Below are 13,932 nucleotides of genomic sequence, written 5' to 3'. Positions count from 1 at the left end.
TAGCTATCATTAAAGCTATTAATGAAAATGCAAATACTGCATAATTTAATCCTTTAATACTTGACGTAATATTTAAATAATAGATCAGTGAATAACGTGCTTTTCCGAAAATAGCAGCTACAAAGTTTTCTATGAAAAAGAAGACTGTAGGCAAAATAATAACTGCATACCTAGTTTATATTTTTCAAAAACGATATGGCGTAAGAAAAAATCGCAATCGCCCCGCCAAAAAGGCCATCCAAAAAAATATACAAAAGATTGTGCAAATATGGATTTAAAGTATGAAGCTGACTAAAATAAAACCTCGTAAGGTAGTATTTATCATATGTAGGATTACCGGCGATTACTTCGGAAGCAGTATATAAAGGCAAAGTGACTACGCAAAGAAGTTGATGTATAAGTAGTGGCAAAAAAATCACTATAAATCCTGAGAAAAAGACAACAATTCCTTTACTCAATATGTACAAACCTTTATTGCAGCGTGATACGATAAAATTAAGTACACGCTCTTTCCTATCTTCCAAAAAAGTATCTGAATATGCTATACATGCTGGTAGAGTGAGAAAAAACAGATAATATATAAATTTTATAAAGTTAAAATTTGCATTATCGTAACCAATCCACAATTGATATGCAGAAGGCAGCTCAGAGGTAGGACTTTTGTATAAAACCATAGATGCACAAATAAATGCAATTGAAATAAATGCAATCTCTAAAGTTAAAACAATATTAAATTCTCTTCTTTTAAAAAGCTTATTAAATTCAAATTTTAATAGATTAAAGAACATACTTGCCTCCTTAAAGCAAATCTTATGCTGTAGCAAATCGTTGCCACAGCATAAGAAAAATCATTTAATTAATGCCTATTTATCTCAAGTCAGCATATCCTTTCATTGTAACATTTACAGCAGTAATGGCATTATTTTGTGTATAAAGTTTTATAAATGTTTTTGAATTCTCATTGGTGTTAAAACTTATTCTATATGTTCCTTGTCCCTCGTAACATGTAAAATTATTTGAAATTCTTGTGCCATCATCTCTAATTACCCAAAAATCCGCTGCATCGTAATCACCACCTATATAATCAACTTTATTAGATACGTAATCATCATTAGTTACCTTTTCACCGCTCATTGCGACTGTATCTCCCTTAAATGTAGGTAAATTAACTGTATATGGCAAACTATCTGCCATTGCGACTGTAAACGACAGGATAACAATTACTAAGCTTGTACAAATTATAGTTTTAATATTACTTTTTATCATTCATACCTCACCTCCTTTTAACATAGACTGTTAGAGGCTACCGGCAACTCTCTTAACTTCATAATATATCCACTTCATAAATATGTCAATTGACCAAAAGTACTAATTTTTTTAATACGAAAGTACTAAAATGGTACTTGTGGCATGATAAAAGTTGTAATAAACTTCTACTTATAATAAAATAGATGTGTAATAAATAATTTTTTTGCGAAAAAGCTTGTAAAATAGTCCATATCCTCATGTTAAAAACACTGTATTAATATGAAAAGAGACAAAAAAGAATGTACAAAAACAAATGATATTGCTTATCCAAATAAAGGAAAAATGTATAGTGCATTCGAGCTTTTAGGGACAGACAAAGACAAAATTTACATCTGGTTAGTTAAAGAAGAATTATAAAGACAGGAACTAATCTTGAAAGGGGGGCAAGGTGTATCATTACCTGTAGTTCTAAAAATTAAAAAAAGCAGTAAAGGCATTTCAATTATCAGCCATGACTTTCCTAAAGATGGAGTAAACTATAATAAAGATGTAAAAAAAATTATTTCCGGCTAATATTAGATTCCCAAATAATGAAGAAATCAAAAATCTTGTAAAAGTTACTAAAACTCGGGCAGAAGAAGATTTAAAAAATAGTCCTATAAAATAGCCGAATATAAGAATATTTTCTTATGTCCGGTTATTTCGGAATATATAGCTATATGGTTATTGTTTTAAAATACATATATTAGCAATGTAAAGTTCTAAAGCTTAAACATCATCATAGTCAAAAAATTTTTTACTTGTCTTTCTGCTTGTCACTTTTATACCTTTTCCAATTTTAAAAGTATTTATAGATAAAACTACAAAAAGCAAGAGCAATAGCCAATTTGTTGTTGTAAGTGATTTATTTAATTCGTGTAATGCTTTTTAATTATCTCCTAAAACTAAATTACATAAATATGGTAGAATGTTCTCTCTTCTATAGCATTCGAAGAGAAAGTTTAGTTCATTTTTTCTTTTAGGTAAACGTCTATTAAACTCTTCAATAAATTCTTCTTTACTTAAATTATTTTCAGTGCTTTTATTAAATGCCCACTTTAACAATCCCTCAAGTTCTTGTATTTCATAAGCTGTATATTTATTGAGAAGAGCATATGTGCTGAAATTTTTTGCAAGTGGTTCTCCTTTTTCAGAAGCTATGCGAAGCAATGCATCGATTAATAATCTGTTTTGTGATTCCAATTCCAGCACTCTCTGTTCTAACTCCAGTACTCTCTGTTCTAAGCTATCCATAAAGTTATCCCTCCTAAAGATTAAAAAACTCCCCAATCTATAATATATTTTAGACCAAGCCCTATTCCTTTTGCAATGCTATAAGGTACACCCAATCCATTCAAAAATCCCGTTACTTGATCTTCAATCGCTTGAAGTGCCAAATCTTCCCATGTAGAAAGCTCATCCAATTTATTTGCAATCTTGATAGAATATTTTCTTAGATATTTTGCAGCTTCTTTATTAATATAAGTTTCCATCCATTCAGCTATTTTATCTATTGCACTTGATCTTAACATTCCAGCAATTCTTTTTACAGATAGTTTTAAAGCTTTACCTTTTAAACCTTGTGGTTTAATAGTGCCACTTTCTTCTACACTTGTGTCCTTTTTTTGTACATATTCTGCAGTCATTGATCCATTCTCAACTTTTTGTTTGTCAATTGGAACATTTTCAATAGTTGTATATGCTCGGTTGTCATTAATTGATTTCTTTAAATTTGCATCATTGAACCTTGGATCAGCAGCATAAACTGGACTCAAAGTTGAAATTGAAAGAAGTGCTACAACTAAAAATAATGAAATGAATTTTTTCAAAGTTAAAAACCGTTTTATCATATATTAACATCTCCCTCCCTTCCTTTTAACATAAACTGTTATATGCTACCAGTAATTCTCTTAGCTTCATAATATATCCACTTCATAAATATGTCAACTGACCAAAAGTACTAATTTTTTTAGTACGAAAGTACTAAAACGGTACTTGTCGCATGAAAAAAGTTGTAATGACCTTATTATTATAATAAAATAGATGTGTAATAAACAATTTTTTTGCGAAAAAGCTTGTAAAATAATAGTCCATATCCTCATGTTAAAAACACTGTATTAATATGAAAAAAGACAAAAAAGAATATTATATATGAATACACAAAAACACACAAATATAAAAAGATTATTGAGGGAGATGTTTTTATTATGAAAATTAGATCTTTTTTAGTATTTGTTTTGATATTATCAATTATTATTGTTTTTGCAGGATGTAATTCGAGCCAAAAAATTACAACAACTAATCCTTTAAAAATTACTCAAAATGATAAAAAAATTATATTAAATTATCTGGATACAAAAACAAATGACATTGCTTATCCAAGTAAAGGAAAAATGTATAGTGCATTCGAGCTTTTAGGGACAGACAAAGACAAAATTTACATCTGGTTAGTTAAAGAAGAATATATAAAGACAGGAACTAATCTTGAAAGGGGGCAAGGTGTATCATTACCTGTAGTTCTAAAAATTAAAAAAAGCAGTAAAGGCATTTCAATTATCAGCCATGACTTTCCTAAAGATGGAGTAAACTATAATAAAGATGTAAAAAAATTATTTCCGGCTAATATTAGATTCCCAAATAATGAAGAAATCAAAAATCTTGTAAAAGTTACTGAAACTCGGGCAGAAGAAGGTTTGAAAAATAGTCTTACAAAATAACCGAATATAAGAATATTTTCTTATATCCGGTTATTTTTGGTGTATATAATATTTAGGTATGTTTCTAAAGACCTATAACTTAGCTCTATGCTTTTAATATTTAATAAGAAATAAATTCTATCTCGCTATAATTTGAGATTGCACTAAGTAATGGATAATTACGTCTATTATTTGAGTGTCCTGAAAGTAAAAAATCTTTATTTGTTGTATCATACCCAGAAATAATCATTGCATGTGATGGATAAGTAATCCAATTTGCTATTCCTGAGTAAAATATAACAGAATCCCCACGATATATTGGTAAGTTATAAATTGTTTCATGCCGAGTTACATAATCATCATGTGAGTAATAACTTACATTAGCTTTAGGAGTCCAAAATTCTGCAAACTGTCCAACACTGATCCAAGGGCTTGGATCAGATACGGACCAACTATAATTCAATTGATCTGCATTAATTGGACTCGGGTACGTAGAATTCTTCTTATAACAGTACCAATTTCCCTGCATTGGCATACCACCACCCACATGCATAGCTTGTGACACAAAATTTGTGCAGTCAGAATAACTGCCGTTTGGATTATTAAATGCTGGATAATCAGTGCTATATGTGTTGTAATGATTGTAAGCCCAATCAGCCGCTGCTCCTCCTGAATATGATCCAGCATACGATGAAGCAGTGATTGCCGAATTGGCATTTACAGACTCTTTATTTTGTTTGAGTAAATCTTCTTCTTTTTTTGTATTAGTTGATTTTATTGGTTGAATAAGTTTATTCAAAAATGAGATTGATACATTGTCCTTTGAATCCCTTGCGTATCTTTCTAAATATGCTACTAATATTTTTTTCTCATTTAGATCATTAACGGAAGGATATATTTTTTGTATAGCATGCATTACATTTATTTTGTCATTTTTTATTAATGATGTTGTTTCCTCAATTAATTTTGTATCCTGACAATATTTTTTTATGATATTAGCTACTTTTATATCTTCATTATAGTACTCGGTTAAAGTAGCTATAGATGTCTTTTCTTCTAATTGCGGATCAACCAATGTTTCCGAGGTTGCATTTTCCTGTAGCGACACATTTTCCGTTTTTTCTTTAAAGTACTGCTGTACATATGGATTTTGAGGTATATTTTCCAATGAACTTGCCGCTATGCTTATTCTTGCAGAAACAAATAAAATTGCAACTATTAAAATACTTCCTAAAATGTATCCGATTTTTTTCATACTAACCCACATTCCTTCCTTTTCACTCATGCACAAATAGTAATGTTAGTGTGCTACTAAGTGATATTTTCTGATACATTGTCATTATTAAAATTTTCAGAAATTTCATATGATGCTTTTTTTGTACGCGTAACGAGAACTTACCGGTAATTCTCTTAGCTTCATAATATATCCACTTCATAAATATGTCAATTGACCAAAAGTACTAATTTTTTTAATACGAAAGTGCTAAAACGGTACTTGTCGCATGAAAAAAGTTGTAATGACCTCCTTCTTATAATAAAATAGATTTGTAATAAAATTATGTTTAGGAAAGGGTCATTATGAGCAATCTTTTATGGGTACTTGAATCAACAAAAAGCGATAAATTTCCATACAGGCTTAGTATCAAAAAAGGCGATACGGTGCTTTTATCGCTGTTTGTACAGAATAAATGGCCTGGTGCGGGAAGTCAGATATTTTGCCTTAAAGATACCAATGAACAATCCAATGATTATGACGTCGTTGAAAAAGTTCCTATTATATCAATTGATCGATATGGAAAGCGTCTGTCTGTAGTTTTAGATCGCGGTGTAAATAAAAGGTGTGAATTTCTCTTTCTGAAAAAGAAATACAAAAATAAAGAAGGGGAATACGAACAGATATTTTGGAGGACACAACAGGGTTTAAAGGAGCACAAGCCTCGTGTTAAATTGACTGCAAAAGGAAGCAATGATCTCCATATATTAATTGATGCAAATGAAAAATATCCTTGGAAATTTACCAATTGCATTGTTGAAAGAGTGCAGTTGCCAGCAGGTGATTACGCATTGTTTTACAATAATGAAATAGAGGCCGTCGTAGAAAGAAAAAGCTTTGAAAATTTTAAAGCCGACATCGCTAATTTGCCAATTTTACATCAAAAACTGGGTGAATTGGAAAAATATAAGCATTCGGCACTTGTCATTGAAGCCAACTATTCTGATTACTTAAACCCTGACAAATTAAGCATTTATACGCCATCATATATGGCAAAGGTGATAGCTGAGCTTTTCACATTGCATCCAAAATTTCAAATCATCTTTGCTGGCAATAGAAAATTGGCTAATGAATGGACATTAAGGTTTTTCCAAGCCATTATATCACACGAAAGCGAATCAATACCTGAAGCTGTTGCAGAAGAAATATCAAAATATCAAACGAAGAATGATTTTACAGGCGGAATTTATTATGACATTAGAAAAGAAATTCTTGAAAATATTAATGGAGATTTTACAATAAGCGATTTAAGAAATAGATTTGCTAATACCCCAGACTCTACAATTAGAAAGGTACTGAATGACCTTAAAAAAGAGGGTTTAATAATTAGTCAAGGCAGAGGTAAAGGCAGCACTTGGACAAAAGTACAATAAAAAGATATTAATATTCTTTTAAGTTTTTGTCAACTTCAGCAATATAAGAAAAATCTTTGTCATCATGTAGAAGGTATAAATTATTTTCAATTGCAGTCTCTGCTATAAGCAAGTCAATGGTACTACGTATTGTAATTCCTTTCTTTCTGCAAACAAAATAAAGTTTTGCTGCTGCTTCGTAAGATTTCATACCATTTTTTAAATCATAAAACCTCTGTGTACTTAAATATTCTTTCAATAATTTAAATTCTCTATCTGATTTTGCTCCTTGCAAAACTTCCTGATATATAAAAAAATTTATACCAAATGGCACACCATTTTTTATTACGTCTTCTAATTTTTCTACTTGCTTATTATTTATACCTTTAAAAAAAGCTATCAAAACTGATGTATCAACTAATATCATGATTTTCCCTCATCTTTTTATAATCATAGTTTTCGTCAAATTGTATTTTCCCTTTTAAATCCATTAGATTCTTCCTTTTATGGTTTTCTATTAATTCTTTTAAAGCTATATTAACAATTTCTTTCTTTGTCTTTATCCCAGTTATCTTCAAAGCTTCTTTAATAAGTTCGTCATCTATAATGATATTTGTCCGCATAATAATACACCTCCGTATGTGTATTATAATACACATATACTTTTATGTCAATGTGAAAGTTTTGAAGAATAGTTCTTAAGCATAATACATTATAAAGCCAACTGCCCATATTATCACCAATCAATTTCTAATACAAGCTGTAACGATAGCCTAATTCTACGATTTTTCTTAAATAATATGTGCTGCCTGGTATTGACAATACACTGCGGGCTGAACTGTCTAATAAACCAACTGTAAATAATGTAGCTTTCATTTTAATAGTCGTGGTTCCGCTTGTCTCGATCTCTGTTGTAGGAAAGCTTCCTGTCGTTGAAATAGCACTTGCATGTGGATTTTCCAGCTTCCAATCGCCATCGCTTGCTTTTTCCCAGTATGCTTTATCAATGCTTTCTATCTGCCTGAAAGAGCCGTCAGAATAAACAGTTAAAACTGTATAGAGTCTCGTCACTGCAGATCCGTCAGTCCGCTCTTTGTAAATGGTCAGCTTTGAAATTTTACTAATATCATTTAAATTATCTAAGATATCTGATTTAGATACAGTTTCTGCCTTTTCGCCATATGCCTCTAAAAACTTGCCCGTATTCTTATCAAAAACCTCTACTCGCGAAAACCCATCTGACTCTGTCCTTGAAATGTTTACTTGAGAAATATCATACGGCACATTCGTATATACATCTTTCTTCAATTTTATCTTATTTTCATTTGCCGTTTTAGCTTCCTTTGCCAAAGTGTTTTCAGTGCTTACATCTGTGCTACTTTTTTGAGAATTGACATCAACTAAATCATAGGCTATGACAATCAATAGAGCCAAAGCAATTAATATCAAAAAATATATTATCTTTTTCACTTAAATCTACCCTCACAAAGTTTTAGATTAATTTCATCATATATTTACTTCATAAATATGTCAACTGTCCAAAAGTACTAATTTTTTGTAAAATAATGCCTTATTTTAAAACTTTACACTATCACAATATGTTTAAATCTTTAATAAAAGAAGGCAAAAAAAATAAGATGCTATGTAGTAACTGCATCTCGACTATTTTATATATGTAACCAAAAGTTTTAATATTTCTTCTGCAATTTTACGCTCCCTGTCTGTACATTTATTAAGCAATTCTATTAGCACATCTTCTTTTCCATCGTTATTTTTATTTTTTGCTTCGTTTATCCCGAATAAAAGATAATCTGTACTTACATGAAGGCTCTTTGCAATACGTACAAATGTCTTTAAACTCATTACTCGTTGAGCACGCTCTATATGCCCAATATACATAGCAGAAACACCTACTGCTTCTGCAAACTGCTCTCTTGTTAATCCCATCCGCTCTCTTTCTGCTCTTATACGCATTCCTACTTCTTTTAAATCAAAATCACCATTCACCTTTTCATTCACTCAACTTCCACAAAAATTTAATACATAATATATATTATTCTGTATTACTGGCTTTATAAATAAACTAAAACGCACATATTTTTATTGCTAAATAGTTTACTTTTTTTCTATAATTGCCTTATAATAAGGAGAAAAACAGCCTCATAACAAGGCTGTTTTAAATTGCATCTTCATCTTCCATCTACTATATTTCTGTGATGAACTTTCTTGTTGTAAATACGTAGAATATTCCATATACCAGCGCAAAAACTAATACACTTATTGCTGTTGGCACAACTAAACTGTAGTTCATCATATCACTTAATACTGAAATAGCAACAGCGCTGTGAATTACTCCTACTATCAATGGCAGTATAAAGAAGATGCCTACTTGCTTTGAAATTGAGCTGTATATTTCAAAATCTGTAGTTCCCAATTTCTTTAATATCTCATACTTATTTTTATCCCTAAAAGATTCACTCAGAATCTTAAAATAGATTATGCTTCCGGTTGCAAATACAAATACTAAAGATAAGAAGGAACCTACAAAATAAATAATCCCTGCAAAATTATAAAATGATGCGCCGGCCATCCAATAGGTATACAACCTGGACTCCCTCGGCAATACTCCTGCAAGCTCATAAGTTAAACCTTTTGTTTCATTCGGATTGTCTAATATAATTCCATTAAACTGCTGCTCATAAAAATGTAATTTCAATTGATCATACTCTTCATCATTGACGACAATGCATGGATATGGCAGTCCATTCCCAAAAAGAGGGACTTTAGTATTTACTTTTATATCGTAGTTTTTCCCATTTAACTTAATACTATCTTCTTTTTTTAAAATACTCATCATTGTAGTAGGTCTCTCTATATAACCTACCTCATCATCTGATAAATCAAACTTTGATATTATATTTTCTCTATTTTCAACTTTTAAATCTGATAAAATGGTTTTTAAATCTGTAAGTCTTGCTACTACGAGTTCATCATCAGGTACAAATAAGAAATTCGCTTTCTCCTTAATCTCCACTTCATGGCCTGAATCCTTGATAATTTTATCAACTTTTGCGATTATATCTTTGTCTTCTGAAATATAAGAAACAGTATAGGGAACTTCTATTTTGTGATTCTTTTCTACATAGTACTTAACAGAGCTTACAGTTCCAAAACAAGTAATACATGTTGTTATCAATATTGCTACTGCCGCCAGTGTTCTATAATTATTTTTTATCCTAAATGCTATATTAGAAAAGCTTACAATGTTTACACCTTTATATAAAAAGCTCTTTCTATTTATATAATGCCTGATTACCATAGAGAAAAAAGAACCGAATAGCCAGTATGTACCCCATGTAATTAAAAGTATTGTTGCCAACAGTGCTTTTCCAAAGCCAAATTTCAAATAATTGTGGGCGATGTAATACCCTATCCCGATTATAATTATTGAAGCTATCCCTTTAAAGTAGTTGACTTTTGGCAGCTCTTCTTCTTTTTTTAGTGAATTCAACAATTCTATGAGGTTACTTCTGATAACATCAAAATACCCTTTTAAAAATGTAACGGCCAAGATAATCGAATAAGCAATTATTGTTTCAACAATAGCTTTCATTGATATAAAAAACTTAATTGTTATATTTAAAATAGCTACTTTTGCAAGCACCATCATGAACAATTTGCTAAATAATATTCCGATTATCAGTCCGATAGCTAAAGATAATATTCCCATCAGCAGCCCTTCTGAAGCGAAAATAAAAGCTATCTTATAGTTATCAATACCCATAAACGCATATACGCCTATTTCCCGTTTCCTCTGATTTAAGAAAAAATTGCTTGAATACACTATAAAAAATATCAAGAACATCATCATAAGCGTAGAGGCACTCACGGACGCCCCTCCTATATAACTTGATATATCTTTATATTCTAAAAACTGAGGATTATACCTCATCGATAAAAAATTATAATAAGCAGCTACGGAAAAAGTCATCGCCATAAGGTACAATCCGTAAGTCTTTGCATTTCTCTTGAAATTTATGATAGCCATTTTAAAAGAGTTCATCTGTGCCACCTCCCATAGTGCCAAGAAAATCTATTATCCTTTTAAAGAATTCTTTCCTGGATGAATCTTTGTCTATTCTTGCATGTATTTTCCCGTCTTTAATAAATAAAATTCTCTTACAGTAACTTGCTGCAAATGCATCATGAGTAACCATAATAATAGTTGTACTGAATTTTTCATTCATCATTGACAAACATTGCAAAAGTTCTTGAGAAGACTTTGAATCCAACGCGCCAGTAGGCTCATCTGCAAAAACTATCGAAGGTGATGTAATAAGTGCCCTAGCCGCTGCGGCTCTTTGTTTCTGACCTCCTGACAATTGATACGGATATTTTTTTAATTGCTCATGAAGCCCAAAGAAACTGCTTAATTTCTCAACTTTTTCTTTTATTTCTTTTGCATTTACTTTTGAAAGAGCAAGCGGCAGTGCTATATTGTCCTCAACAGACATACTGTCCAATAGATTGAAGTCTTGAAATATAAACCCTATGTTGTTTCGCCTAAATATAGATAGCTCCTTATTTTTCATATTTAATACACTTTTTCCCTCATAATATATTTCTCCGGAAGTAGGTCTATCAATTGTAGATAACATATTCAAAAGCGTAGTCTTTCCCGCTCCTGACGGACCCATAATGCCTAAAAATTCTCCTTTATATACTTCTAAATCGATATCGTCTACAGCTCTAAAAACCATTCCTTTTGAGCCATATTCTTTTCTTAAATTTTTTGTCTCAAGTACTACATCCATATTATACCCCTCCACATTCTATTAGAAAAATTCTCTCCCAATTAAGGAGAGAACAATCATTAAATACATTTATATTCTATATTTTTTACTGTACCTGTACCATCGCTTATGGTGACAAAATTAATGTTAATATTACAATTTTGTCACATTGAAGTAATCAGCCATTTTATAAAAAATTATCGTAAATTCTGTATACTGTGAGACTTGAGACGATACTTCAAGTTTTATGTTCAACTTATCTGCAATCTTTTTGCATATATAAAGTCCCATACCTGTTGATTTGCTCGTCTTTCTTCCATTATCTCCTGTAAATCCCCTGTCAAAAATTCTTCCTATATCTTTATAAGGTATCCCCATCCCATTGTCTCTTATGAAAAGCCTTGTACATTCATCGTCTTCTTCTGCATAAATCTCGATTCTCCCTTGTACATCCACATATTTACAAGCATTATTGATTATCTGCTCTATTATGTAGAAAATCCATTTGCTATCTGTGAAAACGTTGAAATCCAAATCGTGCATTTCTAATTCTATCTTCTTAGATATAAAAGAATTGATATTATTTTTTATTACACTTTTAACTATTGAATTAAGATTTACCTCTTCGATTATAAAATCTTCTGAATAGCTTGAAGCCCTGCTGGTATATAGCACTTGACTCACAAGAAAATTTATCCTTTCTAGCTCCTGTCTAAGCTCTCCCGCTATATTAGATAAACCCTCTTCTTCAATTTCATCAGCTATAAGCTCACATACTGATAGTGGTATTTTTATTTCGTGGATCCATTTTGTAACATAGTCATTAATCTCATTCAAATTTTCTTTCAATTCTTTTATTTCTTTTAATTTCTCTTCATTTTTTAAATTCACTGTTTCTCTTATAAGCACTTCTTCTAATTTTTCGCCATTTGGTAGAAATCCGTCAATATTTTCTTTGTTATGTAGAGCATTTCTAAAGTCTTTATAAGTATTTATCCATTTTATATAGCCTACGATTAAAAATGCAAAGAAGATAGAAAATATGAGCACATTCATATAAATAATATCGTCTATTGTTTTATTCAAAGCTGTACTGGATATCAAAATCAAATTCATAATCAAGATTATTGCTAGAAAACACAGGATTGTCCAAAATAAATCTTTTAGGTATCTTGAAAAGCTCATGGTATCATATATCCCTGAGACTTCTTAGTTACAATGAAATTTTCTAATCCCGCATCTTCTAGCTTTTTTCTCAGCCTATTTACATTAACCGTTAAAGTATTCTCACTAATAAAATACTCACTTTCCCAAAGTGCCCTCATAATCCTATCCCTTGATATTATTTTGCCTCTATTTCTCATAAGTAATTGAAGTATTTTAAATTCATTTTTAGTCAGTTCTAGTCTCATACCTTTATACGTCAGTGTTCCATCATTTATATTTAAAATAGCTCCATTACATTCTATTATTAGTCCTTCATTTTCCCCATAAGAATAAGTTCTTCTAATGACAGCTTGTATTTTAGCCAGTAATACATCCATGGAAAATGGTTTTGTAACAAAATCATCTCCCCCCATATTAACTGCCATTATGATATCCATATTGCTATCCCTGGAAGACAAAAATATAATCGGCACTTTAGATATTTCCCTTATTTTCTTACACCAATAAAAACCATCGTAATATGGTAAGTTTATATCTATAATCACCAAATGAGGATTATGATTTGCAAATTCTCCCAATATGTTATCAAAGTTTTCTATAGAGACCGTATCATAGCCCCAATTTGTAATGGCCTTTTTTATATTGTCACAAAGAGCCTTATCATCCTCAATTATAAGTATTTTATACATATTTTCATCAACCTTTTTATGGTTTATTTAATTTAGGCTCGGCAACAATTCCTCGTTCTCTACTTCCAAACATAACCCTATTGCTTATTTATTTCTTATGAGCAATTTCTCATATGTTTTTGCCTTGGCATAATACAATTATCACACCAACATTATTATAGCACAATAAAATCTAATAATGTTTCCATATTTGTATCACTTATGGTACGTCTCACCCTTCATTATCTTAAATGCTCTGTAGATTTGTTCTATCAATATAAGTCTCATAAGCTGGTGTGGAAATGTCATTTTTGAAAATGACAGCTTTAAATCTGACATGGACTTTATATCGTTATGTAAGCCAAGAGATCCTCCTATTACAAATGTAATATTAGAATTGCCCGCTGTCATAACATCTTCTATATAGCGGGCAAATTCTACTGAGTCCATTTGTCTACCTTCTATGCAAAGAGATATTATGAAGCTTTCTTTTCTAATCTTATCGACAATTTTAACACTTTCTCTTTGCATAACACTTATTTTTTCTTTATCACTTAAGCTTTCAGGTGCCTTTTCATCGTTCACTTCAATTATGTTTATATTGCAATATGGCTTCAATCTTTTTACATATTCCTGTATTCCATCTTCTATAAACTTCTCCTTTATCTTTCCAACTGCAATTATGTCTATATTCAA

The 13,932-nt window shown here is 30.7% G+C and carries 17 protein-coding genes; 3 read left to right on the top strand and 14 right to left on the bottom strand.

From position 1 onward, the window contains the following. Positions 1–170: 170 nt before the first annotated feature. Together Q2T46_RS09020 and Q2T46_RS09015 are read right to left on the bottom strand one after the other, a co-directional pair. Positions 171–788 (bottom strand): hypothetical protein, encoded by a 618-nt coding sequence (locus Q2T46_RS09020; RefSeq protein ID WP_303263243.1) that lies wholly within the window; start codon positions 786–788, stop codon positions 171–173. Positions 789–867: 79 nt separating this feature from the next. Further along, positions 868–1,266 carry a DUF2712 domain-containing protein gene (locus Q2T46_RS09015; protein WP_303263245.1) on the bottom strand — a complete coding sequence of 133 codons (399 nt, stop codon included), beginning with the start codon at positions 1,264–1,266 and terminating at the stop codon, positions 868–870. A 261-nt stretch (positions 1,267–1,527) separates the two neighbouring features. On the opposite strand from Q2T46_RS09015, the gene Q2T46_RS09010 reads away from it, so the two are divergent. After that, the gene (locus Q2T46_RS09010; protein ID WP_311062228.1) at positions 1,528–1,665 is read left to right on the top strand and encodes a hypothetical protein; all 138 of its coding nucleotides are present in this window, start codon (positions 1,528–1,530) and stop codon (positions 1,663–1,665) included. A gap of 510 nt (positions 1,666–2,175) precedes the next feature. On the opposite strand, the gene Q2T46_RS09005 is transcribed toward Q2T46_RS09010, so the two are convergent. Then, a complete protein-coding gene (locus Q2T46_RS09005) occupies positions 2,176–2,541 on the bottom strand; it encodes a hypothetical protein (protein ID WP_303263246.1) in 366 nt (121 codons plus the stop codon). A gap of 20 nt (positions 2,542–2,561) precedes the next feature. After that, positions 2,562–3,137, bottom strand: coding sequence for a hypothetical protein (locus tag Q2T46_RS09000; RefSeq protein ID WP_303263247.1), 576 nt, complete (start codon positions 3,135–3,137; stop codon positions 2,562–2,564). Positions 3,138–3,494: 357 nt separating this feature from the next. Between Q2T46_RS09000 and Q2T46_RS08995 the strand changes: the two genes are divergently transcribed. Beyond that, positions 3,495–4,004 (top strand): hypothetical protein, encoded by a 510-nt coding sequence (locus Q2T46_RS08995; protein ID WP_303263248.1) that lies wholly within the window; start codon positions 3,495–3,497, stop codon positions 4,002–4,004. A gap of 100 nt (positions 4,005–4,104) precedes the next feature. On the opposite strand, the gene Q2T46_RS08990 is transcribed toward Q2T46_RS08995, so the two are convergent. After that, on the bottom strand, positions 4,105–5,268 hold the full coding sequence (locus tag Q2T46_RS08990) for an amidase domain-containing protein (RefSeq protein ID WP_311062227.1): 1,164 nt from the start codon (positions 5,266–5,268) through the stop codon (positions 4,105–4,107). A 293-nt stretch (positions 5,269–5,561) separates the two neighbouring features. On the opposite strand from Q2T46_RS08990, the gene Q2T46_RS08985 reads away from it, so the two are divergent. Next, positions 5,562–6,629, top strand: a complete 1,068-nt coding sequence (locus Q2T46_RS08985) for an ERCC4 domain-containing protein (RefSeq protein ID WP_303263250.1) — start codon at positions 5,562–5,564, stop codon at positions 6,627–6,629. 7 nt (positions 6,630–6,636) lie between these two features. Here the strand turns inward: Q2T46_RS08985 and Q2T46_RS08980 are convergent, their stop codons facing one another. The 9 genes from Q2T46_RS08980 to rlmH all read right to left on the bottom strand — a co-directional run bounded on the left by Q2T46_RS08980 (position 6,637) and on the right by rlmH (position 13,932). After that, positions 6,637–7,035 (bottom strand): PIN domain nuclease, encoded by a 399-nt coding sequence (locus tag Q2T46_RS08980; protein ID WP_013299076.1) that lies wholly within the window; start codon positions 7,033–7,035, stop codon positions 6,637–6,639. Continuing rightward, a complete protein-coding gene (locus Q2T46_RS08975; RefSeq protein ID WP_013299077.1) occupies positions 7,022–7,231 on the bottom strand; it encodes a type II toxin-antitoxin system VapB family antitoxin in 210 nt (69 codons plus the stop codon). The genes Q2T46_RS08980 and Q2T46_RS08975 overlap by 14 nt, the downstream gene beginning before the upstream one ends. Before the next feature lie 127 nt (positions 7,232–7,358). Next, a complete protein-coding gene (locus Q2T46_RS08970; protein WP_303263252.1) occupies positions 7,359–8,078 on the bottom strand; it encodes a hypothetical protein in 720 nt (239 codons plus the stop codon). 192 nt (positions 8,079–8,270) lie between these two features. Then, positions 8,271–8,627 carry a helix-turn-helix domain-containing protein gene (locus Q2T46_RS08965; protein ID WP_303263253.1) on the bottom strand — a complete coding sequence of 119 codons (357 nt, stop codon included), beginning with the start codon at positions 8,625–8,627 and terminating at the stop codon, positions 8,271–8,273. Between the two features lie 184 nt (positions 8,628–8,811). Further along, the gene (locus Q2T46_RS08960; RefSeq protein WP_303263254.1) at positions 8,812–10,671 is read right to left on the bottom strand and encodes an FtsX-like permease family protein; all 1,860 of its coding nucleotides are present in this window, start codon (positions 10,669–10,671) and stop codon (positions 8,812–8,814) included. Beyond that, entirely contained in the window at positions 10,658–11,422 is a 765-nt protein-coding gene (locus Q2T46_RS08955) for an ABC transporter ATP-binding protein (RefSeq protein ID WP_303263255.1), read from the bottom strand. The genes Q2T46_RS08960 and Q2T46_RS08955 overlap by 14 nt, the downstream gene beginning before the upstream one ends. A 132-nt stretch (positions 11,423–11,554) precedes the next feature. Continuing rightward, entirely contained in the window at positions 11,555–12,517 is a 963-nt protein-coding gene (locus Q2T46_RS08950; protein WP_311062226.1) for a HAMP domain-containing sensor histidine kinase, read from the bottom strand. Positions 12,518–12,582: 65 nt separating this feature from the next. Further along, the gene (locus Q2T46_RS08945; RefSeq protein ID WP_303263258.1) at positions 12,583–13,257 is read right to left on the bottom strand and encodes a response regulator transcription factor; all 675 of its coding nucleotides are present in this window, start codon (positions 13,255–13,257) and stop codon (positions 12,583–12,585) included. A 195-nt stretch (positions 13,258–13,452) separates the two neighbouring features. Then, positions 13,453–13,932 (bottom strand): 23S rRNA (pseudouridine(1915)-N(3))-methyltransferase RlmH, encoded by a 480-nt coding sequence (gene rlmH / locus Q2T46_RS08940; RefSeq protein ID WP_303263259.1) that lies wholly within the window; start codon positions 13,930–13,932, stop codon positions 13,453–13,455.

It is taken from the genome of Thermoanaerobacterium sp. CMT5567-10 (assembly GCF_030534315.2).
Taxonomy (GTDB): domain Bacteria; phylum Bacillota; class Thermoanaerobacteria; order Thermoanaerobacterales; family Thermoanaerobacteraceae; genus Thermoanaerobacterium.
The sequence above is the reverse complement of the archived record's forward strand: the minus strand, read 5'-3'. Positions and strand labels throughout refer to the sequence as shown.